Genomic DNA, 25,501 nt, shown 5'->3' with positions numbered 1-25,501 from the left:
AAAGAAAGTCCTGGTCGAGTGGCAAACAGCGGGGCCGCGCCGGTCCTACTTCGTGCGGCCCGGTTCCCGATCGCGACCCTGGATCTGGTTCAGGGACGGCCACATGCCTCATTTCGACGAACCGACGGCCTGGTTCATCGTGGAAAAACGCAAGGGCTATTGGGTGGCGGTCGAACGGGTCGATCAGCCCTGAAGGCCTTGGCCGCGCGCGTTTGCGATCGGTCGTGACTGTGCCACGCTGGTGGCATGTGCAACCTCTACAGCCTGTCCAAACACATCTCGGCCATCCTTCAGATGGTCGCGGCCATGACCAAGGACATCGGCAATTTCGGCCCGATGCCGGCGGTCTTTCCCGACTATTCGGGGCCGATCCTGCGCGGTCAGGCTGACGGGTCGCTCCTGCTCGCCCGGGCTCGGTGGGGCATGCCGAGCAGTCGGAAGGCGCTGTTCGAGGCGGCCACCAAGCGGGCCGACAAGCTGAGGGCCAAGGGCAAGCCGTTCGACTTTGAAGAACTGCTGCGGATGGAACCCGACAAGGGCACCACGAATATTCGCCGCACCGAGAGCCGGCACTGGTGGCCCTGGCTCGCTCCGGAGAACCGATGTCTGGTCCCCTTCACCGCCTTCAATGAACCCGACCAGGTCAACCGCGGCGACAGCGTCTGGTACGCCCTCGGCGAAGACCTGCCGCTCGCTTTCTTCGCCGGCGTCTGGACCCAGCACGCCTGCGTTCGGATGATCAGCAAGGGGTGGGAAGAGCTGGACACCTATGGCTTCCTGACGACGGACGCGAACGCCGATGTGGCGCCGTTTCATCCCAAGGCGATGCCGGTGATCCTGCGGACAGCGGAGGAGCGCGACGTCTGGATGCGGGCGCCTTGGGACGAGGCCAAGGCCCTTCAGCGGCCGCTGCCGGCGGGCGTCCTGACCATCGTCCAACGCGGCGGCACGGAGCATTCCGACGGACCCCTCTGACGGGCAGGTTCAGCAGCCAGCCCTTCAGCGTTTGCGTTTGGATTTCGACGGCGGTTTGGTCGTCTTCAACGCCTTCCGGATTTTCTTCACCTCAGCGACGCCGCGCTTCGCCTCGGCGCGAACCCAGTTCGGGTCAAAGCCAAGGACCGTGGACAACTCATCGAGATTCTCGTCGCCCTTTGAGAATTCGACGGCATGAACAATGCGCGTGTTGCTGAGAGGAAAGGTCTCGTCCCGGGGGTCCAGACGGGAGAGCATGACCTGGACCTGCACGGCCTTATCCAGACTATCCGTCAGGCTGGTCGCCGTCGGCGCCGTCGCGCCCCACTGATCATACAGGGCGACGCGGTGAACGGCCCTCTGGTTGGGAGCCAACTCATAGGGGTGAAGACGAAAGACGTGACGTTCCTGGAAGAAGCGCGTCAGGCTCGACCAGTCGCAGATTTTCACGCCATCGCGGCCCTCGGGGAGTGCGAACGGCTCACTGAACAGAATGCAGGGGACGATCGTGTAGTCCGCGATATCAATGCCGCCGGCGGCAAGCGCCATATCCGGATGGCGTCGCAAGCCGCCGATCTGACGTTCGATCTGGCTGACGAAATCGTCGAGTTGTTCGCCGAAACAGTACCCGGCCATGGGATTGCCGTCGGACAGCCCCCGGTTCTTGCACTCGAAGACGAAAAGTCTGTCGCCCCACGGCACCAGGACATCGAGCTCATAATCTTCGCCGTCCCGAGTGGTGTCGATTGTGAACGGCTTCAGCCCCTGCGCGACAAACAGGTCGTGCACGGCCTGCTCAAAAACGGTGCCCTTGTCCTGGGGCGCGGCGCCCATCGCATTCAGTCGAGAGAGCGTGGTCTTGCCCGGGTCCGCGTTGAACGATGCGGCAGAGATGAGGAAAAATCCGCCGTCATCGAGGCGGACCAAGGGCGTATCGAACAGGTCGCCGCTGCGCTTGTGCAAGCTGGCGTGGGCGACGAAGGCCTCAGCGGTCGCTAGATCCAACCCAACGGTCCCCAGTCTTGCCTCCAGATCGCCCGGCGCGAACCGAACCACCCACCGATCCACCCCGTCCTGGCCGACAGCGCCTCTTCCGCGAAAAACCCCAGCGCTGCATAGCCCCGCAACCATTCGACCAGCCTGAGCCCCGCAAAGCGTCGGACGTCCTGAAAAATGTTCTGGCCAAGCACCGTTGCGAGGTAGCCGGCGCCCACGATCTCGGGGGCTCGCAGCGCCGCCAGCGGCGCCAGCGGAACGGGTGAGCCAGGCGCCGGACTCCGACACGGCCCCGCGCCGAAGCTAGCCAAAATGGTCTTTGCGAAGCTCTGGATTGCGACCTCTTTGGCCCGTTCATTGGCGATCCAGTCGAGAACCTCCTCTTCGGTCGCATGATACTGCAGCACCTCCGACGGCCCGGGCGGCGGCGCGGACGCCTCGCCCTCTTTCGCCGTGCGCGGATCTGTCGGACCTGACGTCAGCGTCCAGTCCCCGCCCCAGAATCGCCGACGTTCCTCCACCCGTTCCCAGCGCCGCCAGAAGGCGGCCATGATCTCGCAGCCGTGTCCGTCCTGGGGCTGTGCGGCCTGGAGATCCAACGATGCCGGGAAAACCGCGACGCCGGCCTTGTCAAACCAGTGGCGCTCGTACGCCAGCATGGTCAGGGTGATGCGGAGACCGCTCAACAACGCCCCGGTCACGCCGTCGATGGAATACGGCTGACCATCAGAATCCAGGCCCCGAATTTCGTTGCCGAGATTCAGCGCCGTCATGCGGGCAAGGGCCGCGTCCGCCTCTGTGTGAAGGCCCTCTGACCGAACCGCAATCAGGGCCAGGGCGATGGCCGCCTGGTCTTCGGGCGAACGGGACCGGACCGGCAAGGCGGCCAGATGTCCGCCCAGGCTGTGGTAACCGGCCTCGATTTCCCGATGCACCGCGAAGACCGCCGCCAGGCGCTGCCCTTCGGTTTGGCCCGTCGTCGTCGTGACGTGCGCAACGATGTCGGCGGCAAAGGCATCGCGTCGGGACTGGCGCGCCAAGTTCGGAGTTTTGGAGAAGAGATCGCCCGATCGGAGCAGCAAACCGCAAAGCTTGTCCATCTCTTCCGGCGCCAGCGCGCCTGTCGGCAGCGCCAAAATGAACCCCGCCGGGGATAGCGACGCGAGCGGGCTACGCAAGGCAGAGAGGGACACGCGGGATTTGGCCATCGCGATCAGATAGGGCCCGGGACGCCGTCGCGTAAGGGTCCGATCAGTCCGGCCAAACCACCGCTTGCATTCAGGTCAGGCGACAGCCCCGGCGTTGGCTCGCCGGGCGAGATCCGCACAGGTCTCCATCAAGGCCTCGAACGGTTCGGCGTCCGCCTCGAGCAGACCGTCCTCGACCATCCGACGATAGTCCTCGCCCAAAGCCTCCAGGGATGCTCCCTCCGGCTTCAACTGAAGACCGCCGGCGACCGCCCGACCGTAGTCGATCTCCGCCCCGTCGGCGGTCTCGCGGAAAAACATCGCCTTATGCCGCGCGACCGCCTCGGCCACCGCGCGATCGGTGATCGCCGTCCCCGCAAAACCGGCGGCGTCCAGACGGGCCAGATCGTGCCAGTGACGCGAGAAGCGATCCCCGCGCAGGCGACCCTGAACGCAATAGACATGGGCCGCCGTGGCCTTCTCCCAGAAGGTTCGTTCGGCGGCCATCACCCGGGGCGTGGCGATCGGGAACGTCACGCCCTGCAGATGGGCGGCCGCATCGCAGACCACCGGACGCGGCGCGCTCGGTTCGCCGGTCGCACGAGCCCCGAACTCGAGCATCACGCTGGGCGAGACATAGCCCGTGCCGGTGCTGGTCGGGGCGTAGTCCACGAAGGCCTTGGCGCCCTCGATCCGCACCTCGGCGGCGACTCCGTCGGCGGCCAGGCGCGCCTCGAGCACCGGCCGGACCTCGCCCTCGACCCAGAGCGGCAACAGCCGGTGAACGTCGCGCGACCAACGCCGCTCCTCGGCGCGGGTCGCCGGCACGGGGTCTTCGGGCGCGTCGGCCAGGTCCGGAAGGAGCCGGCGGATGTCATAGGTCAGGTCGATGTCTTCAGAGAAGCGCTGGATGACGTCATAGGCCTTGGACAGGGACGTGCCGCCCTTGAAGACCAGCGCCTCGCCCAACGGCGCGTCGAACAGAGCCCGAAGCGCCCACACGACCCAGACGTCTTTCTCCAGCAGATGCGCGGGACGGCCGGACTCGGCCGCCGCCGTCGCAAGCGCCTCGATCCGGTCCTCGGCGGACAACTGCAGGAAGACGTCAGACATGCGCCGCCTGGCTCACCGAACGCGCCAACCACGTCGGCAGACGCGGTCCGACGGACACCAGTTCTCCGAACGCCGAAGGCCCTAGCTTGCGCTTCAAGGTTTCGAGCGCCGTTCCGGCCTTCTCCGGCCCGAGCCAGGCTAGGGCGCGAACCGCCTCGCCGGCGGGACGATCGGCCAGGAGCAGTTGCCATGCGGGCGCGTGCTGGAATTCCACCGTCTGCTTGCCGACGCTGAAGATACGGCTCTTACCGTTGGTCAGATAGACCATGCGGATCGGCACCTGGGTGGTCAGGCCCAAGGCGTTGGCTGCGGCGGCGCCATTGGAGGCGACGACCTCGCCACGCTGCTCGCTGACGGCTCGCACCACCTTTTCGATCGAGGGCGTACGAGCGCCGAACCGGCTTTCCAGCGGGCGCATATAGACGCCGCGACCGGCGCGCAGCAGCCGGCCCCGGCGCACCAGCCGCGACAGGGCCTGATCCACAGCCGCGCGGCTGCCCAGGTGCAACAACCCCTTGGCGGCGATCGGCGCGCCTTCCGGCAGCGTCGAGGCGCGCTTCATGATTTGATCGGCGAGTGTTTGCATCACAACCTCTGTGTCAGAAATATAGGTCAGCTTCTGACACTTCGCAAACACCATGCGCCCGCCTGCAATGTCCGACCTATCGGTCACGCGTCCGGCCGGCATCGCGCCGGGCCTCCCGTCCCTGTCGCAGCGCCTGATCTCGCGTCATCGGGGCCGGCCGTTCCCGGACGAACCGCTCCACCAAAGCGGCGAGCGCGCGGTCCCTGGGCTGCTCCGATCGCGACAGACGAAGGGCCTCGGCCACAAGGGTGCGCCGGATGGACAGCTCACGTATCCGGATCGCGTCCAGCCAGGGCGTTTCGCCACCGCCTACTGTGAGCGCGGCCCGATAGGCCGCGGCGAGGACCTCGGGCAACGGCCCCTGCCCCGCCGCGAACCGCTCGCGCATCTTGCGCACCGGGATGCGCTCGGCCTTGCGAGTGACGCCCCGGGACCGGCGCGGCGTCGCCTCGGCCTCGATCGACCGGTCGCTAAGGGCGCGCGCGAAGCCTTCCCGCCAAATCTGCAGGTCCGCCTTGCGAGGATTCAACCGCTCGCCGTCCCGCCCCAATCTTCGCACCGTCAGATGGACGTGCGGATGTCGGCCTTCATCATGCAGGGCGAAGACATAGGGAAAGCGCTCGCCGAACGTCCCGGCCGCAAAGGCCCGCGCCGCGTCCTGCAAACGGGCGGCGTCGGTCCCGGACGGCATGCTCAGCACGATCGACAGGGTGATCGACGCATCCCGCCGACGTCCCGGCTCGAGGGCGAACTCCTCGGCCCAGTCGCGCGCCAGTTCTCGCACCTGCCCACGGCCTTCCAGTCGCTCTCCATCGGGCCCTTCCAGCGCCAGCGCTCCGTTACGGCTGATGTAGTCTAGGTGCGCCTTCAGATGAGCGTTGTCCCGGGTCCGTCCGGTGATCTTCACCATCACCTCGGGTACGCGGCGAGCCACCCGCGCGAACCGGACGGACGGATCGCCGCCGTCCCCGCGAGACGGACGCAGCACCGCAGGCGTGATCCGGGCGCGCCGGATTTCGACGGGCGGACGCAGCACCTCCTCGAAACCGCGCGATGACCGGAAGTCGGTCACGACGCCGGCGCCCAATAGGCGAGATTGCCCTCGAAGGCCTCGCCGAGCGCCTCGACCCAGGCCGAGATCTCAGCCTGGAAAGCGCCGAGTTGGGCCAGTTCCAGATCCAGCACCGCACCGTCCATCACGGCGGTGTTTAGCGCGCGGGCGATCTGATTGATGTTCACGCCGATCCGCCTGAGCTCGCGGCGCACCTCGATCAGGGTCAGAGCTTCGGGCCGGCTGAACTGCGGCCGATCATGCAGGCGGCGACGGATGAGCGCCACGCTCCACTGGGTTCGCGACAGGCCCGTCGCCGCCGCCTCGCGCTCCAGGAGACGCAGGTCTGCTTCGCCAAGACGCAGAGTCAGCTTGCCCGACCGCACCGCCACCGGTGCTTCCTCCAGCGCCGGAAGAGCCGCCTGAGCGGCGCCGTCCATGAGCCTCCGGAGAAGCCGCGAGCGCCCGCCTTGATCGGCCGCGGCGGCGTCGAACCGGCGGATCAAATCGGGCGAAACGCGGAGGGTGAGGCGGTCCATGGGAGAGCGGGTCTGTCAGACATTGCCGGCGCAAAGCCTATCCTGCCCTAGACCGTCACCCCCCTCGCCCCGTAGGCCTCCGGTGCTGCACGTCCTCCCCTCGGCGACCGCTGCACGGCCGCTCGCCCGCCGTCCTGTCGGACGCCCCAGCCGGACGGATCATGAGGAGGGAAGCGGCCTCGGAGGCAGACGCCCGCGCTTTCGCGCGGGCGTCCTCCGTCAGCGGATCAGCAGCAGGGTCCGCCGTTACAGCAGGCCGCGAGAAGCTCGCAGCAGGAGGCGGCGGCCTTGACCACCGAGTCGGGCGCGGCCGCGAAGGCAGCCGAGGCCGAGGTCAGCAGCACGAGGGCCGCGAGCGAAAAAGCACGTTTCATTGTCGATCTCCATGGATCGGTTTTCTGAGAAAAGGATCGTCGGTGGAGATCAGGTTCGAGGGGGCGGGTCCTCCGCTTCCGGCTCCACCCCCGCGAGGGCGTCGGCCGGTAAACGATCGTGCACATCGGCGGAGGCCGCTACCGGGACGGCCGCGGCGGGCGTCGGAACCAGGCCATGGCAGAGCACGGCGCACAGCCGAGCGCAGCTCATCTTCACGGGATCGCAGGGGGCATCCGGACTGGAGCCGTCGGCGGGCGCCATCGGCATCGACATGGCCGCGGCCGGAGTCTCCCAGGCCGTGACCGGGCTCGACGCGAACAGCAGGGCGAACACGGCCAGAATGGCCGGCGCCCAGGCCGCAGTTGTTCGACGTCCGATCATCAAGCTCAATACGTCCAGCAAGACCCCAAGGTTACAGCGCAGGTGACGCGCGCGCCAGCCATGACCGGCGCGCGCCCCTGCATCTTTTACGTCCCCGGCGTCAGCCGCCCTCGCCGGCCGCATGAAGAAAGTCCACGGCGCGCTGGGCGTGGGCGGCGGCCGAGAAGATGAATCGCTTGTCGTCGCGCAGCACCTCGAGCCATGAGGCGACATAGGCGGCGTGATCCTCGCGCGGCTCGAGAGCCAGCCCCAGGTCGGCGCAGAGGAAGGCGGCGCCGATTTCGGCCACCAGTTCTTCCCGGGCGTAGCCGGCGTCTCCATGCCGGCGGCGTCCGAAGTCGCGGTCGAGCCGAGCGGGGTGCCTGGTCCAGTGCGTCAGCTCGTGGCCCAGCGTCGCGTAGTAGGCTTCCGGATCGCGGAAGCTTTCGAACACCGGCATCTGCACGAAGTCCGGTCCCGGCGCATAGAAGGCGCAGCCGCCGCCATGACGGACGTCGGCGCCCGTCGCGGCGAAGAACGTCTCGGCCCGGGCGATCCGTTGACCGAGGTTCAGGACCGGCGCGGGCGCCGGGGCGGACGAGGCCGGGAGACCCTCGATCTGTTCGACGTTGAAGACCGTGTAGGCCTTCAGGAACGGAATGCGTCGGGTCGTCTCCTCCCCGGCGTCGTCATCGTCGATGCGGACCAGCTGGTCGGCGTAGACGACGGTGGAACCCTTTTCGCCCTTGCGGACATGAGCGCCCAGGGCCAGCGCCTGCCGGAAGGTCATCCAGGTGGAGGACTGAAAGCCTCGGGCGGCGGCCTCGCCCCACAGCAGGACGACGTTGACGCCGCGGTAAGGCGTGCCGTCGTGCCGGAGGGGTCGGCTGACGCTTTCGGATGCGGCCCAGGGCTGGCTCCAGGGCCGGACGCCGGCTTCGAGCTGGGCGACGATCTGGTGGGTGATGCGGGTGTAGAGGTCGGGACGTGAGGGTTCGTTGGGGCGCGACATGGCGGCCTCCTCAAGACGGGATTTGAAGAAGGGGCGGCGGCGCTGTCGTCAGCGCCGCCGCGGCTCGCTCAGCGGGACCAGATCAGGCTGTGTCCGCCATCGATCTCGACCAGCGAGGCGTAGATCGGGGCCGGGAAGCTGGGATCGTCGAGCTTGACCGACAGGTAGTCGCGGTTCTGCTGGCTCGTTTTCTTCCAGGCCGCGCCGAACTCGGTCTGGCCGGAGAAGATGCGGAAATCAGGAGCCTTGTCGTCGGTCTTGTCATTGGCCCGGAGTTGGGCCGCCTTGACGTTGAGGGTCAGGGTCTTGATCGAACCGCTGTAGCTGCCGTCCGCTTGCTGGGTGAAGGAACCGATGGTGGCCATGGAAGTCTCTCCTTGCTGATCTCGGGCCACGCCTGCCGCGGCCTCGATGGCGATCGGCGGACCGGAGGCCGGGCGGCCCGCAGGCGAGCACAGGGAGCCCCGCAGCGCAGCGGAGGACCGGGAGCGCGACTTTCTTGCCTCGCGAGGAAGGCCGTCAGGCCGGGGAAGAAAGTCGCGCGAACGGTTGCGGAAGCCGGACGGGCTTCGGTCAGATCAGGCCATTGAGAGGCCGCGCAAGGCTTGGCGCGTCGCAGGAGAGACGGCTGGTCACCGCCGCTTGAACCATGCGGCCAATCGCGGCGCTCGTAGGGATCGTGCCGCCAATGCCGGTGCATCCGCTCCGCCACCAAAGACGTGCCCAGGATTCACCGCTTCCGCGTCGTCGCAGCTGACGCGCGGCATGGCGACGGGCGCGGCCACGCCTGGCATGAATCTGAGGTGTCTCCTGCTATGAAGGGAACCTGAAGCAACTCCAGCTTCGTTCCCCTTCCGAGCGTTCCGTTCGAGGGACAGTCGCGGTGTCGTAAGCCAGCCGGATGAGGCGGCCGGAGCGTGCTCATCGGGAGTCAGAACAATGCGCAACTCCATCAAAATCGCTGGCTGCGGAGACAGCCCTCGGCGTCATCGCCGGTCTCGTGGCCACGAGGGTAACCGAGAGGGCGCAGACGGCGCTCTACCAGATCAAGCCGCCGAAAGTACGGGAAGAGGAAGTGCTGGAGCGACCATGCTCTTGATGATCGACGAAGGTCTGACGCCTGTGTTCGGCTACAGTGCTCCCAATCGAGACAACCCCCTGCTCACCCAGGCTAGAGGGGTCGCCGGGCACCTTCTCTTTGGCGCCGTCAACGCGGTGGTGACCGAGGCACTGTACCGCCTCGTCCGTCCCAAGGTAGCCGCTACAGAGCGAGCGCGGAGCATACATCGATGACCAAACATTATGATCTTGTGGTGATCGGGACCGGGACCGCCGCCATGGTCGGAGCCATGCGGGTTCGCGCTGCTGGTCGCAGCGTCGCGGTTGTCGATTTTCGTCCCTTTGGAGGCACGTGCGCGCTCCGGGGCTGCGATCCAAAAAAAATGCTGATCAGCGGGGCCAACGCCGTCGATCATACATGGCGGATGCGAGGCAGGGGTGTCGCCGGCGACGCCCGAATTGCTTGGGCCGACCTCATGGCCTTCAAGCGGGGTTTCACCGATCCCGTTCCCCAAAAGCACCAAGAGCGGTACTCTGAAAGAGGCATCGACACTTTTCATGGACGGGCGCGCCTCACCGGCCGCAACAGCCTTGAGGTGGGCGAGGAAACGCTGGAGTTTTCGAACCTGCTCATCGCCGCCGGAGCCGAACCCAGGAAACTCGGCATCCCGGGGGAAGAGCATCTGGTCACCAACGAGGGCTTCCTCGAGCTGGGTGACATGCCAAAGCGCATTGTGCTGGTCGGCGGAGGCTATATCGCGGCCGAGTTCTCCCACATCGCCGCGCGGGCTGGCGCCGAAGTCGTAATCCTCCAGCGTGGCGAGCGATTGCTTCCCCAGTTCGACCCGGACGTGGTCGGTTGGCTCATGGAAAGCTTTCGCCAACTCGGCGTTGACGTGCGCCTCGAAACGACAGTCCAGGCGGTCGAGCAGACGCGCGCAGGCTTTCGGGTTCACTCCCAGACGAAGGGGAAAGCCGTCGATGTCCATGCTGATCTGGTCATTCACGCCGCCGGACGAGGACCTGCGATCGACGATCTCGGCCTTGACGCCGCCGGGGTCGAGCATGAAGGAGGCCGCCTGAAGCTCAACGAATTTCTGCAGAGCGTTTCCAATCCAGCCGTCTATGCCGCGGGCGACGCAGCCCAGGTCGGTCCGCCGCTGACCCCCGTGTCCAGCCACGACGCCAAGGTCGTGGCGGCCAACATTTTGAACGGTAACTCCGAAAGGCCGAACTATCGCGGCGTCCCGAGCGTGGCCTTCACAATCCCGCCTATCGCGGCGGTCGGGCTGACGGAGAGGGAGGCTAAGGATCAGGGTCTGCTCTACCGAGTCAAAAATCAGAAGGCCTCCGACTGGTTCACAGCACGCGCAGCGGCCGAACCCACCTTCGGCTTCAAGGTCTTGGTCGAGGAAGGGACGGAACGGGTGTTGGGCGCCCACCTCGTGGGCCCGAACGTGGACGAGGTCATCAATATTTTCGCTTTGGCGATCCGCCATGGACTGACTGCGGATGACCTCAAGACCACGATGTTCGCCTATCCGACGGGCGCATCGGATGTGGGCTACATGCTATGACGCTCAAGCGGTGTCGCGGTAGGTTCATGGCGCCATCCGCATCGCGGATTGGAGCGAAGGAGGGATCCCTTGGAGAGGCAGTCCGACACCATCCAGTTCACGGTGATCCGGGGCGACGGCGACTGGCGGGTGCTTCGCGATGGCCGACCCTCAGGGCATTTCGACTTCAGCGTCGACGCCATAGAGTCCGCGCTCGTGAAGGCGACGACGCTGATCGACAAGGGCGAGCAAGTGGAAGTCTTTGTCCAGGACGCGGCCGGCCAGTTGCGTCAGGTCGATCCGGTCGGCGGGGAAGTGCTCCACTAAGAGGACGGCGATTCCGACCTCGTCGCCTTTTAACCCGTCCACTCGAGTTCGAAATCCGGAGTGAGCGCGATCAAGCCTGTTTCGATCTGGTTCCAGGTCAGGCGGAGCGCCTTCAGATCTTCGGGCGTGAACAGGTGCGCATGGTGCGACGCCGCGCGCAGCTTCCCGGCCTGCTTCAGAAGATCGAACACCGCCTCTGGGTCGTCGAAACCAGCCTCGAAGATCGCCTGGAAATGCTCCGGATGGCTCATGATCCGCGCGTAGTGGGTGTAGTCGGCATGGTCGAAAACCTCGCCTCCCCGCTTCTTCCACTTCCCCAGCAAATCCTTGCAGTCGCACAGCGGCAGGCGCTCGTCCGCCCAGTCCTCACCGTAGGTCTCGGCCATCACGGCATCTAGAATTTCCCTCAAGGTCAGTTCGTAGCGGTGAACCAGAGTTTTGGCGCGCTTCACATGCGGCGGGGCCGAGTTGGCCTGAAGGCGGGCCTTCAGGCGACGGCGCTTCTCCGCCATCGTCAGGAGACGCCGTCTCGGCCAGTGCGCAAGCCGCAGTCCCGCCGCGTCGAGGAAACTGCGATAACCGGCCAGATTGGCGAACTGCGGCATCTCCGTGATGGAGAAGGCGCCGACCGCCTCTCGCACTCCCCGCGTCAGCCGGTCGCTCTCGGCGAACATGTCGGCCATCGCCGAGGCCCGCGCGAAGGCCTCGATCTGGGCGGGTCGCCCGATCGCCAGGGCGCTCGCGCCAAGACCACTGTCCGACAGTCGGAGGATGCGATCGACGAAACTGTCCGTCGGCGTCCTGAAGCGCTCGAGACCATCCGGCAAGGCGAAGCCGGCGGACAGTTGCGCGATCCGCTCGGCCTGCTCGATCAGGCCATTCGGAAACGCGGCGCGATAGACGCGGTCCGCGTCGGTCTGAGCCCTCATCAGGGCGCCGACGCCCTGCATCCGGTCCATGAACGGGTTACGACCCATCGCGGCCAAGGCCAGCGGGGTCTCCAGCTTCATGCGCTCGGCGATGCCGAGCACGCCGCTGGCCCGCAGCATATCGTGCTGTCGGCGGACGTCCTCAAAGGGATCGGCCATCCGTCTTGCGGCGTCCAGCGTCGCGCGCATGCTGGGCGGGATCAAATCACGCGGAAGGGTCATCGCTCGCCGCTTCGCGCAGATGGGCCAGCCGTTCCTCGCACACAGTCGTCGCCAGCGCGCGCAGCACCTCAACCCGCTGGGTCAACCAGGTCAGTTCCTCGACGCTGATCTTGTAGTGCTTGGAGTAACGAGCCTTCACATAGGCCTCGCGCAGCAGCTCGAAGCAGCGGCGCTCGAACTTGGTCTCGCGCGGCCAGGCCTCGGCCAGGCGGGCGTCGATCGCCTCGCACTTCTTGCGCAGGAAGGCGAGGTTGTGCGCCTTGCCGCTGTAGAGCGTCACAACCAGCAAAACGCAGTGGTAGAGGTGTTCAGCCGATTGATGAAGGTTGAACGCGGCGAGCTTAGGATCAGCGCCCTCGCCCATATAGAATTTCGCGCCACGAGCAAAGCTGGCCGAACTCTGCGTCCAATCTCCGAAGAACTCCTCCGCTTCCTTAAGGGCAACCTGAGCTTTCAGGTCAGCCGGCTTGCGCAGCTTGGCGCCGGGCGTGTCGAAGAGAACGATGCCCTCACGCACGATGTCGGCCCAGAAGTATCGCCCGCGGTCCAACTGCTCGTTCACGTCTTCCAGACTGTGCACGATAAGGCTCACCGGCGTGCGGATCAGGGTCTCGCCCGGCATCAGCTTGTTCTCGGCGTCATGCCAGAACTCGCCGTCGGTCAGATCCTCATGATCGACAACGATCAACAGATCGAAATCCGAGAAGTAGCGTCCGACCGGATCATGGACCCAATCGCCGCGCGCATACGATCCGTAGAGGATGATCTTGAGGATCTTGCCGTTCTTCAGCCGCTCGGCCCGACGGGTCGAGACGGTTTCGGCGAACGACTCGCGGATCACCTCGACCACCCGGCGCAGTTCCACCTGCTTGCGCGGCGGCAGATGATCGATCGAAGTCTTCATGACGCGAGTCTCGCGCAACGCGTGCATCGGGGCAAGGCGCGAAGCCTCAGTTCTGGATCAGGCGGATCAGGGTTCCGTCCGGGTCGATGAGCGCGCCGATCCGCATGCCCGACTCCTCGATCTTGGGCGCGTGCAATCGGGGTTGGCCCCAGCACGTCTCCGGCAGTCCGGTGCCAAGGCACACGGCGTAGAACGCGTCGAGATCGTCAAGCCGCAGGCAACAGCTGAAGTTGCTGGTCAGCGGATCAAGTTCCGGGTGCGGGAAGAACTCAAGCGTCAGCCCGCCCCGTTTCAGGATCATCCACCCTTCGTCGCGCCAGCCCTGCTGGAAGCCCAGTCGAGTGTAGAACTGGGACGTAGCTTCGAAATCCCGCGACGGCAGGTTGGGCGTGGCGTGATCGGTCACGGCGAACTCCGGAATGCAGCAGTGCCGCCTAAGCCTAGCCGCAACAGCCCTTTCCATCCACCTGGATCGGCGGACACGGCACGTCGGCATAGGAGCAGAACACGCAGCAATCGCCGGGTTGAGGCTTCAGCTTCACGCCGCAACCGAGGCAATCGTAAAACCAGATGCAGGCGTCGGTGGGCATGGTCTCGGTCGCGACGTGACCGCAGTGCGGGCAGGTCAGCGTCGATTCCAGAACGATGGCGGGGCTCATCGCATGGCCGCCAGTCGCGGCATGGCCCATGGTTCGATGTAGGGCTGCCAGGCCAGGGACAGGACGATCAGCAGGCTGGCGATCACCAGCAGCCAGAACGCCAGACGCGAGGGCCGGCGGCAGGATGCGTCCTTCCGACACATCCGCAGGCGACGCCAATGCAGCAGCCAGCCGGCGGCCAAGATGACGGCGGCCAGAAGCGTCAGCCAGGTTCGCGCGCCCGCGATGACCGCGGCGCCGGCGAAGGACACGCCCGCCACCGAGAGAGCCAGAGGCAGTACACAGCACGCGGCCCAGGCGAACACCGAGGCCACACCGCCGATGGCGGCCGAGGCGCTGACGGCGACCTCAGGAATGTTGGGCCGGTCTTGATCGATGGCCATGGGGCCTCCCGTTCGATTTCTGCTACAGGCTACAACCCGTAGCCGCTACGGGATCAAGAGCCATGTCCGCACGAAGTTTGACGATCGGGCGCCTCGCAGAGAGCGCCGGGGTGAACCTGGAAACGGTGCGCTACTACGAGCGGATCGGCCTGATGCCCGCCCCGGCCCGCACCGAGGGCGGACACAGGAGCTATGAGCCGGAACACGCCCAACGCCTGCGCTTCATCCGCCGGTCCCGCGAACTGGGATTCGGCATCGACGCCATTCGGCGGCTGATCGCGTTGAGTGAGCCGGGCGTCCAGGCCTGCTGCGAAGTCCGCGACATGGCCCAGGACCACATCGCCAGCGTGGACGCCAAAATCGCGGATCTGGAGCGGCTCCGGACGGTGCTTAAGCAGGCCGTCGCGGACTGCAGCGAAGGCGGGCGGGTTCGGTGTCCGGTGATCGCAGAACTCGGATCGATCGCATAGGTGATGACCTGCGCACCCTGTCGAGCCGGTAGGGTCCTGGCAATCACGCGCCGATGACGCCGAGGTGCTCAAGCAGGATCATCAGACCGAGCGCGACAAGCGCGAGCCCTCCCAGAAGCTCGGCGATCTTGCCAAAACGCTGGCCGACGGCCCGGCCAATCAGCATGCCGATCGTGGTCAGCAGGAAGGTCGTGACGCCGATTGAGGCCGCGATAACCCAGATATTGGCTCCGATGAAGGCCAGGCCGACGCCAACAGCCGCCGCGTCGATGCTGGTCCCGACCGCCATGGCGATCAGCGCCCAAGGTCCGGACCGGCGTGGGGCATCCTCAGCCAGGGGACGGGTCGCTTCCCAGATCATCTTGCCGCCAACAGCGGCGAGGAGGCCGAAGGCGATCCAATGATCCACGCGTTCGACGAGGCCTGCAGCGACCATGCCGAGCCCCCAGCCAATCACCGGGGTGATGGCCTCGATACACCCGAATACCAGGCCTGCCTTCACGGCGCCGGCCAGGTTCGGTCGATGCAAAGCACCACGCCCAACGGCGGCGGCGAAGGCGTCGGTAGACATGCTGAGAGACAGAACGGCGATGGCGACAGGAGTCATGACGAGCATCCACCCGGCAACGAACAGCGCTTCCCTCCCCGGCCGGTGCGGCGGTGGGACGCGCTGGTCTCGCTAGGCGGCGGTTCCGCTGGTCGGACCGCGCGCCGAAACGCGAGTGTGTTGATCCGACCCCGGCGATCAGACGCCGGAAGCTACTCCCCAACAGGAAGCGGCCTCATAGGAGGTGTCGCGCGCCGGTGCAAGATACTATAGGGGAGTATCCATGGCGCATACCTCCACGAACAAGAAGAAGCTCGTCGCGCGGGTCCGGAGGATCTCGGGTCAGCTCAGCGCAATAGAGCGCGCCATCGAGTCTGAAGCCGGGTGTTCGCAAATCCTGCAGCAGGTCGCGGCCGCGCGGGGCGCCATGGGCGGGCTTCTGGAAGAGTTGATTGAAGACCATCTGCGCCACCACGTCGCTCATCCCGATCTGAGCAAGGACGCCCGGCAGGGCGGCGCCGACGAGTTGATCGCCATCATTCGCCGCTATTCAAAGTAAGGCCCGCGCCATGTCCGCGTCCGAGACCGACTATCTGACCCACGACCACTATTTCCTCAGCCGTTCGCACGACGACAGCGCACGGCGAACGCTGTGGGTGGTCGGCCTGACGGCCGTCATGATGGTCGGGGAGATCATCGCCGGCCTGGTCTACGGCTCGATGGCCCTGCTGGCCGACGGCTTTCACATGGCGACCCACGCCGGCGCCCTGGCCGTTGCGGCCGGCGCCTACGCCTACGCCAAGCGGCATGCCGCCAACCGGCGCTTCAGCTTCGGGACCGGCAAGGTCGGGGACCTGGCGGGGTTCGCCTCGGCGCTGGTTCTGGGCATCGTGGCGCTCGGGATCGCGGGAGAGTCCATCGGCCGCCTGATCGATCCGCGCTCGGTCGCCTTCGGCCAGGCGACGCTGGTCGCCATCCTGGGTCTCGTGGTCAATCTGGTCAGCGCCGTCCTTCTGTCCGGCGGGGGGCACCACCACGGTCGTCATGGCCACGGGCATGGCCATCACCACGACCACGATCATCACGACGACCATGATCACCAGCACGGTCATGGCGGCCATCGCGACAACAACCTGCGCGCCGCCTACATCCATGTGCTGGCCGACGCCCTGACCTCGGTGCTGGCGATCATCGCCCTGCTTGCGGGCCGCTATATGGGATGGGTCTGGCTAGACCCGCTGATGGGCATCGTCGGCGCGATCGTCATCGCCCGGTGGTCGTGGTCCCTGATGCGCGACACCGCCGCGGTGCTGCTCGACACAACGGACACCGCCATCGAGGCCGAGGTACGCGAATTCGTCGAGGGGCCGGGCGACGCCCGGATCACCGATCTGCACGTCTGGCGCATCGGGCCGGACGCGCACTCGGCTATCGTCAGCGTGACCGGGGCTGTGGATGTCGCGACCGTTCGCGACCGGCTGAGGCCGGTCCACGAGCTCGGGCATCTGACGGTCGAGTGCCGTTGACGGCGATCGGCCTCAATGGCGTGACGGTGTGATCGAGGAGGCAGCCTCGCGGCAAGCGTTTTCGCAGCGGCGGCATTCCTCGGCGCAGATGCGGCAATGCTCGTGCATCTCGGCGTGTTTCTCACATTCGACAGCGCAATCCGCGCAGGCCTCGGCGCAAGTCTCGAGCATGCGCTGGATCAGTGTCTCGTGGCTGCCGGCGCGACGCGCGGCGAGGCCGGCCGTGACCAGGCAGACGTCGGCGCAATCAAGATTGAGGCGGATGCACTGGGTGAGATCCTTCACCATATCCTCGGCCAGGCAGGCATCGGCGCAGATGTGGCACACCGCGGCGCAGCCGTAAGCCGCTTCGATCGCGCGAACGAGACTGTCGTTGACGCTTCCGCGCACGTCGGGATGGGTGCTGATCATTGGTTGGATTTGCATCGGAGGGCTCCTTGGTTGATCGGAGTCCAACCCAAGCGCCGCGACGGGGTTCCGAATGGCGACGCCTCCGGATATCCCGCGGATGACCATCGCCTCCTCTCTGGGGCTACGGACAGATAAGACTGCGGTGAAGCGCCAAAGAGCGGACATCAGTCCGCCGCCGAGAACTAGATGTTTCGACAAAATCGAAGTTGTCCGCACGCGGCGGCGGACCAACATACATCGTATGGCTGGCTGTCCGATCGCGAACCCGTAGTGGCGGGAATATCCGACAACCGTAGCCGTTGACTCGGAGGACCGCCGAGCGCAACCCAAGCGTTAGCAAGGGGCGATTCAGACCCGTGGAGGGAAACATGGCACGTCGGGTGTTCTTCAGTTTTCACTATCAACGCGACATCTGGCGTGTGAATCAGATTCGCAACATCGGCGAGATCGTGGGCACCGCGGCGGTCGGGTTCCATGACGCCTCGCTCTGGGAAGAAGCCAAAAAGAAGGGCGATACGGCGATCAAGAAGATGATCGACGACGCGCTGCTCAACACGTCGGTTACGGTTGTTTGCATCGGCGCGGCCTCAGCGGGCCGCAAGTACATCGACTACGAAATCAGCCAATCGATCGCGCGGGGCAACGGGATAGTGGGCATCCAGATTCACGAGCTCAAGGATAGGCTCGGAAATACGGATCTTGCCGGCGCTACCCCGGCTCTTCTTACGAGGGCCGGGGCGCCCGTCTACAAGTATGCCGATCACGCCCGGTTGGCGGCTCGGATTGAAGAGGCGGCCAAGCGGGCCGGACGGTAGGATGCCTACGTCAAGCCGAAATCGCTTTCTCAAGGATTTTCCAGCTGCCCTCCACGAAGGCGTTGGCGCAGTGTTCGTCGGCGCCGGTGTTTCGAAGGCCGCGGGATATCCGACTTGGGCGGAGCTTCTTAAGGACATCGGCGAGGAACTCGGTGTCCGCTCCAGCGACATCCAGGACCTCGCCGCACTGGCCCAGTGGCACATCAGCGAGAGCGGTGCCGCGACCGGCGTCCGCAACGTGATCCGGCAAGAGATCGGCAAAGATCGACCGGTTCCGCCGACCTTGGAGGTGCTGGCGCGCCTCCCCGTTCGGCAGATCTGGACGACGAACTACGACCGTCTGGTCGAGCGCGCCTTCGCCGTGATCAATCGGCCTGTCGATGTTGTCTCCGGGGCGGCCGACCTTTCGCTCCGCGCCCGGCCCGGCGCGGCACGGCTCTACAAGATGCATGGGTCCGTCGACCGAATGGACGACATCGTCATCTCGACCGACGACTACGAACTCTATCGGTCCAAGCGTGGGGCCTTCCTCCCCCTGCTGCAGGCGCATCTCAGCAGCATGTCCGTTCTTTTCATCGGGCTCAGCCTGACCGATCCCAATGTCCGGCACGTGCTATCCCTCATTCGTGAGAGCTTCACTGAAGCGCCGCCGGAGCACTTCGCAATCGTGAAGCCGCCCAGCCTGGCGGACTGTTCTTCCGAGGACGAGTTCAGGGCCCGCACGGCGCAGCATAAGCACTGGGCCAAGGACCTTCGCCGCTACGGACTGAGGACAATCGAGGTAGAGCATTACGACGAAATTCCCGAACTGATGCGCCAGGTAGAGCGCCGCGTCGCCGCGATGCGGGTATGGGTCAGTGGAAGCTGGCCGCTCGACGGCGACGACGGTCGCGCCGGCGATCTGTATCGCCTTTCCGAGGCGGTCGGCGGGTTGATCGCGGACACCGGGCGGGATCTGGTGAGCGGATCGGGCTTACTGGTCGGCCCAGCTGTGATTGGGGGCTTTATCGACCGTCTCCGTCAGGACGGCGGGTGGGATCTGGACCGCCGGCTGATCGTCCGACCCTTCCCTCAACCGCTGACGGATAGGGAGCCGGACCAGAAACGATGGACCGCGCTTCGCGCCGAGATGGCGCGACAGGCCGGGATTGTGATTTTCCTAGGCGGCGCAAAGCTCGAGGGCGGCTCTCAGATCGTTGCGGACGGCGTGTTGAAGGAGTTCGAGGTCGCGCGCGAGGCCGGGGCCTTCATACTGCCCATCGGTGCGACCGGAGGCGCGGCCGAGCAAATCGCGCAAGATCTGACTGGGTCCGCTATCCCATCGCAGGGCGCAAGCGCGGCCAGGCCAACCGACGAAGAGCTAGCCGTCCTGTCAAACCAGGCCACAACACCCGACAAGCTCCTGAAGCTCGTTCGAGAGATACTCCAACGGCTGGCGAAGCCACAGGACGACAACTGAGGTGACCCGGTTCGTAACAAGGGCGGAACTTCGGGGTTTCGCCGCGAACATCACTTTGACCGAACAGGCCTCCGTGCTTCGCACGGCTTCGGCGCGAAGCCCTGCCGGCTCAACTTTCCTGTCCCACTCCAGCAAGGACCAGGATCTTGTCGTGGGTGCCACGATCGTCCTGCAGAACCACGGCGCCGTGGTCTACATCGATGAAATCGACCCGGAGATGCCTCCCTACACCACGGACGAAACCGCCAATTTGCTGAAGTCTCGCATCAAGCAGAGCAGCAGGTTCGTTCTTCTGACGAGCAAGAACAGTAAGGGGTCGCGCTGGGTGCCTTGGGAGCTGGGAGTGGCTGACGGCTACAAGGGCCTCGGACAAATCGCTCTGTTTCCGTCCTCGGACGATCTGCACGACTCGACCTGGGCCTCATGGGAATATCTGGGCCTCTATCGCCGGATCGTTTGGGGCCAGATGAAGGGCAGCGACCAAGACATCTGGATGGTACTAAATCACAAAGCGAACACCGCAACGCCTCTCCGGAAATGGCTGACGGGTGGGTAGCTAGGTCGTGGGTCTAAGCTTATCAGCGCCACGCCGCCATTCATCATAGGACTTGTACGACCCCATCTCCGTGCGTCGTACTTGGTTCACGAATATGCTGGGGCTGCCGCTTAGGTTTGCGAAGTCTATCTTGGGATAAATCTCTAGATACTCTTCGCCTGTGAAGTCGAGTTCGCCCGTTGGAGGGATCAGCGGAAGGATCGCGACGTTGCCGTTATGGCCGTCGAAAAAACCGAGCTCCCACGGCATCCACCTCGACCGCCTCGAATGTCGGGAAAAGAGATAGAAGCAGGCGTCGCACTTCCTCATACGATGCCGCAACCTCTCTGCCGTAGCGCCGGTGACTGCGTTTCGGTCAAGGTTCGGATCGCTGATCCAGTCCACGTAGACGGTCTTTCCGGCCTCCTCCAGGATCCGCTTCACCCCCATGACGAGACTAGCGTCCCGAACGGAATGGGAGAGGAAAATGTCGAAGCGATCTGTCAGGGCGCTCAGCGCGGAGTCGAGAGCGAGCGCGAACGCCAGCACATGAGCGGGCTCGTCCTCTGCTACGCCAGCGCGAGCGCGGGCTTGAGCTTCAGTTAGATACATACGGTCAAGCTGAAGCGTAGACCCGCCCGTGTCCAATTGGAGATTGAGTAGGCATCGGAAGTCCGGGGTTCAGCAACTCGAAGCGGTTTGACGCCCTGCTCCCCGAAGCGCGATCTTGTTTTTGAAGGACCTGCCGCCGGGAGGCCGACAATGCAGCGGCCTTCATTGCGCTGGGTACTGCGGAGAGCGCCACAAGCGAACCAAGAGCGACGGCTCTATAGCGGATGTCAAATCCGGATCTGCGTGAGCGACACTTCCAATCCCTTCCAGCCATATTCTCTTTAGCAACGGCAGGTCATAACTTCCGCATGGCCTTGCCTTGGGACTTCAGCTCGGACCACTGTCCGGTCGTATACCACTACACCTCGATCGAGGCGGCGCGGGCGATCGTTGAAAACCGGACCTTTCGGCTCTCCGAGTATACCGCGCTGAACGACGCTTCGGAGTTTTCGTATGCTCGTGATCGACTGATCGGCCTTATGCGGGATCGACAGGTCTACACGGACCTCACGACCCGCATTTTCGTCGTGTCGGAGCTTGAGGGGCTGACCGCAAACACCGGCCTCATGATCGGGTCATTGACTCCTCGGCGCGACGATCTGGGGCAGTGGCGAAGCTACGCGGGCGATGGTGGCGGGTGCGTTCTGGGCTTGGACGCACGGCATCTCGAACACGACGCCGGCGTCGCGATCCGGACCGTGGTTTACGACGAAGCCTTGGTCGACCGAATGCTCTGTCTCGGCTTGGGCGTCGTCCAGCAACAGCTAGAGGATGATCCTGACGATCACCCGACGCTTTCGGACTATGCGCGGCGCCTGTGCGTCGACCTCTTTTCGATGAAACACCCTGGCTTCGCGGACGAGCGCGAAGTGCGGATATCGCGGATGCTAGTTCGCAATGGCGACGGCGCACTCGAGGACGTTGGTGGAAATCGGACGGGCGGAGAAAAGACACCTGCGCTTCCAGTGGGTCTTCGCGCCGGCCGTTTCGGGCCGACGCGATATGTGGATGTGCCCCTCGCCCGCCAGGATGGTTCGTCGGCGATAGTCAGCGTCGGCATGGGCCCGACCATGTCTGCGGACGCCGCCCCTGAGGCCAGCGACTTCTTCCAGTCTCACGGGCTCGAAATCTGGCGCTCCTCGCTCCCATACCGGGCTTGATATTCAGAAAGCCGCTTCTGCTGGGCCGAAAGGCCCGTTCTGGTGACGGCCCGACCCCGCGATGGCGACCTGCTAGCGCTTTATCAAGCCGAATGTCAGAGGCGTCCAAAAGTCGGCGCGGATCCGAGTGAGACGCAGGACACCTGCGGTATTCAGGCCCCGACTCCAAGCCCGGTTAGTCCAAGTCGGCCCGGCCATAGCCAGACCTCCACTTGCCTGTGAGCGCAAGGACAGGGTTGCGGCTCCGTCGAAACAGCCGACATCGCCGGCCTTGGGGTTCAACACCCGCCCCTCGAAGACATAGCTGAGGACGGCGTCCCCGGCTTCGTTCGCCGGCCTTAGTTCAACGGCCTTCAGGGTTGATATCTGATAGCGATCGTCGGCACTTTCGAGTTCGAGATAAATCCGGGCGAAGGTGGTCCGGATTTTCACCGACACGGGAACCTCGACCAAGTCCGGCAAGGGCCTAGCCAAGTCATCCACGTCGAGAGCGGGTGCGCCAGCCTGTTTGGCCGCCTCCTTAAGCCGCTCGACGACGGACCAATTCGAGGCGACCACGCCCGACCACTCCCCGTCAAGCTGCGGAGCCTTGCGTTGAAAATAGGGGACAAGCCACAGCAGCCGCCAGATCGGCGTCGCGACGAAAACCGTCACTAAAAGCGAGGTCAGGCTCATACCGCTTTGCAATGACGGGAGGATTTCGCTTCCGACCAACAAGCGCGCGCCAATGATCGCGACGCAGATCGCCAAAGCTGCCGTGAGCCAAGCCTTCCAACCCAGAACGGAATGCATTTCGCCCCCTTGCGGTCACAATCTTTAACCCTAGATGTAGGGTTCGGGCGCGCTCAGGACAACAACATGCGGTATAATGCACATCGGCTTCTTCATCAGGCGGCGAATCAACCGTGCCTGAGATGCGAACTGGTTATCACCGACGCGCAGAAGCACAAACTCCAGACCGCACAGAAGCTGGTCCGCAACGCGCTTCGTGCAGGGCTGCGGGTGGCCGGTGCCTATCTGACCCAGGACGAGGTCCCTCTGGTCAAGGCGCACGGGGTTCCGGACCCCGCCGCCCTGTCCTTTACCCCGAAGTTCCGCACCCAAGGATCTTGGGCGTACGGCACGCTGAATCAGCCCGCGAAGGCCTGTCAGCAACTCGACCTCGATGACGGCATGTATGTCCCCATGTCGATCGTCGGGCTCAACCCGGCCGTGGCCTCGAACACGCTGTTCGCGATCGTCGAACGCATCCTGGGCGCCCTCTGCGACGCCCAAGGCTGGACCCTCGACACAAGCAAAAGCATCTGCGTCCGGGTCGTGATTGATGCGGAAGCGCACCTCGACCTCAACATCTACGCCATCCCTGACGTGAAGATGGCCCTACTTGAAAAAGCCTTTCATGCGGCGGCCAATCGCGCAATGGCCGGCTCCGCGTTCTCGTCCCCGCCGCCCGAAATCCGGCTCGATCCGAGCGAGATCTATGTCGCCCACCGGACTACAGGCTGGGAGCAGTCGGACCCGCTGGAACTCGAGGACTGGTTCGTCAATGCGGCGGCGCGTCATGCCAGCTGGACCGACCTAAAGCGGCTTACTCGCTATCTCAAGGCGTGGCGGGACTACCACTGGGACAGCTGTCGTTTGAGCTCTCTGGTCCTGATGGTCTGCGCTGTTGAAGCCTTGGACGAAGCCAATACCCCGCCCCAGCCTGGGCGGGACGACGACGGGCTGCTGGTGGTGGCCCGCGCCCTGTCCGCCAAGATCGCGGGCGTGGTGTGGAACCCGGTGGTTGACGACAAGGCCCTGAACGACAACTGGACCACAACCGAGCAGAACCAGTTCGAACTCAAAGCGCGCGCCCTCGCCAGTGAATTGGACGGTGCTCTCAACAACGAGACCAGCATCTTCAATGTCGTCGAGCGCTTCCGCAGGCTCTTCGGTCATCGGGTGCCGGACAACGCCGCTCTTGTGTCGCCCATCGCATCCGCAAGCCAGGTGCGCTCCACCGTTGCAGCGCAAAGCCCATCGCCCCGGGTGGGGTCCCAGACCTCCGGGTGACGCCTCTGGAGACCCGCGCTTGGGCGGCCCTCGACGCCGCCCTCAAGGCGCGAGGGTTCGCCTATGTGCAAAGCCGACGCGGGATCACCCGCTATCGCGGCGACCTCCGGTCGGGGAGGACCACCATCGCGGTCGCGGTCTGCGTGACTGATCCGGTGATGACGACGCCACCGAAGATCTATGTCGAAGACCTCGCGATCCGCAGGCGCCTTTTGGCCCACCTGAACGCCGATGACAGCCTCTGCTTCGCCGAGAAAGAGGTCGAGGAATATGATCCCTACAATGCCGGAGGGGCCATCCTTAGGGTGCTCGAGTCCGCCAAAGAGACGCTCGACCAAGTGCTCCACGCTTCCACGCTCGCCGACCGCCAAAGGGAGTTCGTCTCCTACTGGAACCCTGACACCTATCTCTATACGGACCTCCCCGCAGGGTTCTCCGGTCGCGCGCGCTGCTGCACCTGGAACAGGGTCGGCGGGCGAGACAGTTTGGTGATCACGACACCAGAACGGGTTAGCCGATGGAGCCGGGACAAGCCTGACGATGTACGGCAGGCATATGTGCTGCGCGGCAACCGCCCTTTCGACATTCGGCGAGGCGGAGGGCCGGGCAAAACCCTCGCCACGCTAAAGACTTGGATCGCGCATTTCGTCGATGAGCCGGACGCCATCGCCCACGCATTTGCGCCTGCCTTGGTGGACAAGGGGCACATCATCCTTGCGGCCGAGAACGGGGTCGTCGCCGCGTCATTCAAATGGCCCGAGTTCGCCAGGATCGCCTATGCGAAAGCGCCCCAGAATCGTCGCGCCCGATCCATATCTCACGGAGAGAACGAGATGACCCTCGATCGTGGCCTTGCCGACAGCGTCGCTCTCCCGGACTTGGTCAACGGCCGGCTCAGCGCGCCTTCTCCCCTTATCGGAAAGGCCGTCGCAGTCGTGGGCGCGGGCGCAATTGGTTCCCGAGTCTGCCTAGAGCTGGCGAGGTCCGGCGCCGGTCAATCTCAGCGCCCCATGTTGATCATCGACGGCGATCAGTTCTCGACCGCCAATTTTGGCCGCCATGTCCTGCCGGTTTCCGCGGTTCGCCTCGCCAAGGCCGGCGCTCTCGCCGCCGAAGTTCGACGGCTCCATCCCGACCTGACGGTGGAGGGCGTGGCCACCGACGTGTTCGGGGTCACAGCCCGACTCCAAGACTACGACCTCGTCATCGACGCGACTGGCTCAACACCTGTGGGCCTTCGTCTCAACGATTTGGCCGTAACGACCCGCCGCCTAGGCAAGCCCTTCCCCCCGGTGATCCACGCCGCCATCCACGGCAATGGTCTGGCGGCCCAGACCGTGCTGGTCACCCGCTCAGCCCATGCCTGTCTAAAGTGCTTGCGGCCTAACCACGGCGAACTCAAAGCCAATCCCCTCAAACCCGGCGTGACCACGGCGGTCGAGAGCGGCACCTGCGGCGATGGCGCTCATATCAACTATGCAGCCCCGGCGCCGATGCTCGCTGCCACCCTTGTCGTTCAAGCCGCCCTTGAATGGGCGGCGGCACCCGACATGCCAGGTCCTCGCGTCCGCACTCGGGTGCTGGATCTCGAGCATACGGCTCCTCCGAAGGACCGAAACTGGCCCATCGAGCCGCTTTGTCCGGCCTGCCAAGGCCCGGTGACTTGAGTTTCGGCCCC

General features: G+C 65.0%; 31 protein-coding genes. 12 read left to right on the top strand and 19 right to left on the bottom strand.

Annotated features, from left to right (window positions below):
* Positions 1 to 246 precede the first annotated feature (246 nt).
* Complete coding sequence (locus BVE01S_RS04850; protein ID WP_066624904.1) at positions 247 to 975, top strand: SOS response-associated peptidase family protein; 729 nt, start codon at positions 247 to 249, stop codon at positions 973 to 975.
* Between the two features lie 24 nt (positions 976 to 999).
* Here BVE01S_RS04850 and BVE01S_RS04845 read toward each other — a convergent pair whose 3' ends face one another.
* The 10 genes from BVE01S_RS04845 to BVE01S_RS04805 all read right to left on the bottom strand — a co-directional run bounded on the left by BVE01S_RS04845 (position 1,000) and on the right by BVE01S_RS04805 (position 8,559).
* Positions 1,000 to 1,980 carry a PDDEXK family nuclease gene (locus tag BVE01S_RS04845; RefSeq protein WP_066624902.1) on the bottom strand — a complete coding sequence of 327 codons (981 nt, stop codon included), beginning with the start codon at positions 1,978 to 1,980 and terminating at the stop codon, positions 1,000 to 1,002.
* Positions 1,971 to 3,179 carry a hypothetical protein gene (locus tag BVE01S_RS04840; RefSeq protein WP_157076426.1) on the bottom strand — a complete coding sequence of 403 codons (1,209 nt, stop codon included), beginning with the start codon at positions 3,177 to 3,179 and terminating at the stop codon, positions 1,971 to 1,973. The genes BVE01S_RS04845 and BVE01S_RS04840 overlap by 10 nt, the downstream gene beginning before the upstream one ends.
* Positions 3,180 to 3,254: 75 nt before the next feature.
* A complete protein-coding gene (locus BVE01S_RS04835) occupies positions 3,255 to 4,271 on the bottom strand; it encodes a nucleotidyl transferase AbiEii/AbiGii toxin family protein (RefSeq protein WP_054765698.1) in 1,017 nt (338 codons plus the stop codon).
* Positions 4,264 to 4,857, bottom strand: a complete 594-nt coding sequence (locus tag BVE01S_RS04830; protein ID WP_054766932.1) for a DUF6088 family protein — start codon at positions 4,855 to 4,857, stop codon at positions 4,264 to 4,266. Before BVE01S_RS04830 ends, BVE01S_RS04835 begins: the two co-directional genes overlap by 8 nt.
* 76 nt (positions 4,858 to 4,933) lie before the next feature.
* A complete protein-coding gene (locus tag BVE01S_RS04825) occupies positions 4,934 to 5,929 on the bottom strand; it encodes a relaxase/mobilization nuclease domain-containing protein (RefSeq protein ID WP_244878353.1) in 996 nt (331 codons plus the stop codon).
* A complete protein-coding gene (locus BVE01S_RS04820; RefSeq protein WP_231681270.1) occupies positions 5,926 to 6,348 on the bottom strand; it encodes a MobC family plasmid mobilization relaxosome protein in 423 nt (140 codons plus the stop codon). The genes BVE01S_RS04825 and BVE01S_RS04820 overlap by 4 nt, the downstream gene beginning before the upstream one ends.
* Before the next feature lie 326 nt (positions 6,349 to 6,674).
* Positions 6,675 to 6,821, bottom strand: coding sequence for a hypothetical protein (locus tag BVE01S_RS17000; RefSeq protein ID WP_169802110.1), 147 nt, complete (start codon positions 6,819 to 6,821; stop codon positions 6,675 to 6,677).
* A gap of 49 nt (positions 6,822 to 6,870) precedes the next feature.
* Entirely contained in the window at positions 6,871 to 7,224 is a 354-nt protein-coding gene (locus tag BVE01S_RS04815) for a hypothetical protein (RefSeq protein ID WP_169802109.1), read from the bottom strand.
* 79 nt (positions 7,225 to 7,303) lie between these two features.
* A complete protein-coding gene (locus BVE01S_RS04810) occupies positions 7,304 to 8,194 on the bottom strand; it encodes an ArdC family protein (protein ID WP_066624883.1) in 891 nt (296 codons plus the stop codon).
* 68 nt (positions 8,195 to 8,262) lie between these two features.
* A complete protein-coding gene (locus BVE01S_RS04805; RefSeq protein WP_054765695.1) occupies positions 8,263 to 8,559 on the bottom strand; it encodes a DUF736 domain-containing protein in 297 nt (98 codons plus the stop codon).
* A gap of 924 nt (positions 8,560 to 9,483) precedes the next feature.
* Here BVE01S_RS04805 and BVE01S_RS04795 point away from each other — a divergent pair.
* Both BVE01S_RS04795 and BVE01S_RS04790 read left to right on the top strand, forming a co-directional pair.
* Positions 9,484 to 10,830 carry a dihydrolipoyl dehydrogenase family protein gene (locus BVE01S_RS04795; RefSeq protein ID WP_054765693.1) on the top strand — a complete coding sequence of 449 codons (1,347 nt, stop codon included), beginning with the start codon at positions 9,484 to 9,486 and terminating at the stop codon, positions 10,828 to 10,830.
* Positions 10,831 to 10,899: 69 nt separating this feature from the next.
* Positions 10,900 to 11,136: a DUF2188 domain-containing protein gene (locus BVE01S_RS04790; RefSeq protein WP_054765692.1), complete on the top strand. Its 237-nt coding sequence runs from the start codon at positions 10,900 to 10,902 to the stop codon at positions 11,134 to 11,136.
* Positions 11,137 to 11,165: 29 nt separating this feature from the next.
* On the opposite strand, the gene BVE01S_RS04785 is transcribed toward BVE01S_RS04790, so the two are convergent.
* Genes BVE01S_RS04785 through BVE01S_RS04765 form a run of 5 tightly spaced genes read right to left on the bottom strand, consistent with a single transcriptional unit; the run spans position 11,166 to position 14,233 of the window.
* Positions 11,166 to 12,287 carry a hypothetical protein gene (locus BVE01S_RS04785; RefSeq protein WP_054765691.1) on the bottom strand — a complete coding sequence of 374 codons (1,122 nt, stop codon included), beginning with the start codon at positions 12,285 to 12,287 and terminating at the stop codon, positions 11,166 to 11,168.
* Entirely contained in the window at positions 12,271 to 13,191 is a 921-nt protein-coding gene (locus BVE01S_RS04780) for a HEPN domain-containing protein (protein WP_066625035.1), read from the bottom strand. The genes BVE01S_RS04785 and BVE01S_RS04780 overlap by 17 nt, the downstream gene beginning before the upstream one ends.
* Before the next feature lie 46 nt (positions 13,192 to 13,237).
* Positions 13,238 to 13,597 (bottom strand): bleomycin resistance protein, encoded by a 360-nt coding sequence (locus tag BVE01S_RS04775; protein WP_054765689.1) that lies wholly within the window; start codon positions 13,595 to 13,597, stop codon positions 13,238 to 13,240.
* A gap of 34 nt (positions 13,598 to 13,631) precedes the next feature.
* Positions 13,632 to 13,850, bottom strand: coding sequence for a GDCCVxC domain-containing (seleno)protein (locus BVE01S_RS04770; protein ID WP_054765688.1), 219 nt, complete (start codon positions 13,848 to 13,850; stop codon positions 13,632 to 13,634).
* The gene (locus BVE01S_RS04765; RefSeq protein ID WP_066624881.1) at positions 13,847 to 14,233 is read right to left on the bottom strand and encodes an MFS transporter permease; all 387 of its coding nucleotides are present in this window, start codon (positions 14,231 to 14,233) and stop codon (positions 13,847 to 13,849) included. Before BVE01S_RS04765 ends, BVE01S_RS04770 begins: the two co-directional genes overlap by 4 nt.
* Positions 14,234 to 14,295: 62 nt before the next feature.
* Between BVE01S_RS04765 and BVE01S_RS04760 the strand changes: the two genes are divergently transcribed.
* Positions 14,296 to 14,703: a MerR family transcriptional regulator gene (locus BVE01S_RS04760; protein WP_054765686.1), complete on the top strand. Its 408-nt coding sequence runs from the start codon at positions 14,296 to 14,298 to the stop codon at positions 14,701 to 14,703.
* A 43-nt stretch (positions 14,704 to 14,746) separates the two neighbouring features.
* Here the strand turns inward: BVE01S_RS04760 and BVE01S_RS04755 are convergent, their stop codons facing one another.
* Positions 14,747 to 15,310: a manganese efflux pump MntP gene (locus BVE01S_RS04755; protein ID WP_054766931.1), complete on the bottom strand. Its 564-nt coding sequence runs from the start codon at positions 15,308 to 15,310 to the stop codon at positions 14,747 to 14,749.
* 223 nt (positions 15,311 to 15,533) lie between these two features.
* Between BVE01S_RS04755 and BVE01S_RS04750 the strand changes: the two genes are divergently transcribed.
* Entirely contained in the window at positions 15,534 to 15,809 is a 276-nt protein-coding gene (locus BVE01S_RS04750) for a metal/formaldehyde-sensitive transcriptional repressor (protein ID WP_066624874.1), read from the top strand.
* 10 nt (positions 15,810 to 15,819) lie between these two features.
* A complete protein-coding gene (gene dmeF, locus BVE01S_RS04745; protein WP_054765684.1) occupies positions 15,820 to 16,776 on the top strand; it encodes a CDF family Co(II)/Ni(II) efflux transporter DmeF in 957 nt (318 codons plus the stop codon).
* 12 nt (positions 16,777 to 16,788) lie between these two features.
* On the opposite strand, the gene BVE01S_RS04740 is transcribed toward dmeF, so the two are convergent.
* Positions 16,789 to 17,202 (bottom strand): four-helix bundle copper-binding protein, encoded by a 414-nt coding sequence (locus BVE01S_RS04740; protein WP_066624872.1) that lies wholly within the window; start codon positions 17,200 to 17,202, stop codon positions 16,789 to 16,791.
* A gap of 353 nt (positions 17,203 to 17,555) precedes the next feature.
* Here BVE01S_RS04740 and BVE01S_RS04735 point away from each other — a divergent pair, with 353 nt between their 5' ends.
* From BVE01S_RS04735 to BVE01S_RS04725, 3 genes are read left to right on the top strand one after another with little or no spacing between them, the layout of a single operon-like run.
* Positions 17,556 to 18,002 (top strand): TIR domain-containing protein, encoded by a 447-nt coding sequence (locus BVE01S_RS04735; RefSeq protein WP_054765682.1) that lies wholly within the window; start codon positions 17,556 to 17,558, stop codon positions 18,000 to 18,002.
* A gap of 1 nt (position 18,003) precedes the next feature.
* A complete protein-coding gene (locus BVE01S_RS04730) occupies positions 18,004 to 19,461 on the top strand; it encodes an SIR2 family protein (protein ID WP_054765681.1) in 1,458 nt (485 codons plus the stop codon).
* Between the two features lie 55 nt (positions 19,462 to 19,516).
* Positions 19,517 to 20,017 (top strand): toll/interleukin-1 receptor domain-containing protein, encoded by a 501-nt coding sequence (locus BVE01S_RS04725; RefSeq protein WP_218015908.1) that lies wholly within the window; start codon positions 19,517 to 19,519, stop codon positions 20,015 to 20,017.
* On the opposite strand, the gene BVE01S_RS04720 is transcribed toward BVE01S_RS04725, so the two are convergent.
* Complete coding sequence (locus BVE01S_RS04720) at positions 20,018 to 20,545, bottom strand: toll/interleukin-1 receptor domain-containing protein (RefSeq protein ID WP_054765679.1); 528 nt, start codon at positions 20,543 to 20,545, stop codon at positions 20,018 to 20,020.
* Between the two features lie 371 nt (positions 20,546 to 20,916).
* On the opposite strand from BVE01S_RS04720, the gene BVE01S_RS04715 reads away from it, so the two are divergent.
* Positions 20,917 to 21,768 (top strand): DUF2971 domain-containing protein, encoded by an 852-nt coding sequence (locus tag BVE01S_RS04715; RefSeq protein WP_054765678.1) that lies wholly within the window; start codon positions 20,917 to 20,919, stop codon positions 21,766 to 21,768.
* A gap of 72 nt (positions 21,769 to 21,840) precedes the next feature.
* Here BVE01S_RS04715 and BVE01S_RS04710 read toward each other — a convergent pair whose 3' ends face one another.
* Positions 21,841 to 22,560 carry a hypothetical protein gene (locus BVE01S_RS04710; RefSeq protein WP_054765677.1) on the bottom strand — a complete coding sequence of 240 codons (720 nt, stop codon included), beginning with the start codon at positions 22,558 to 22,560 and terminating at the stop codon, positions 21,841 to 21,843.
* 66 nt (positions 22,561 to 22,626) lie between these two features.
* On the opposite strand from BVE01S_RS04710, the gene BVE01S_RS04705 reads away from it, so the two are divergent.
* Positions 22,627 to 23,823 (top strand): CBASS cGAMP synthase, encoded by a 1,197-nt coding sequence (locus BVE01S_RS04705; protein ID WP_066624866.1) that lies wholly within the window; start codon positions 22,627 to 22,629, stop codon positions 23,821 to 23,823.
* Entirely contained in the window at positions 23,820 to 25,490 is a 1,671-nt protein-coding gene (locus BVE01S_RS04700) for a ThiF family adenylyltransferase (RefSeq protein WP_003169300.1), read from the top strand. The genes BVE01S_RS04705 and BVE01S_RS04700 overlap by 4 nt, the downstream gene beginning before the upstream one ends.
* Positions 25,491 to 25,501: the final 11 nt, after the last annotated feature.

Origin of the sequence: Brevundimonas vesicularis NBRC 12165 (genome assembly GCF_001592205.1) — a bacterium.
In the GTDB taxonomy this organism is placed as follows: domain Bacteria; phylum Pseudomonadota; class Alphaproteobacteria; order Caulobacterales; family Caulobacteraceae; genus Brevundimonas; species Brevundimonas vesicularis.
This window is presented reverse-complemented; position numbering and strand designations above follow the sequence as displayed.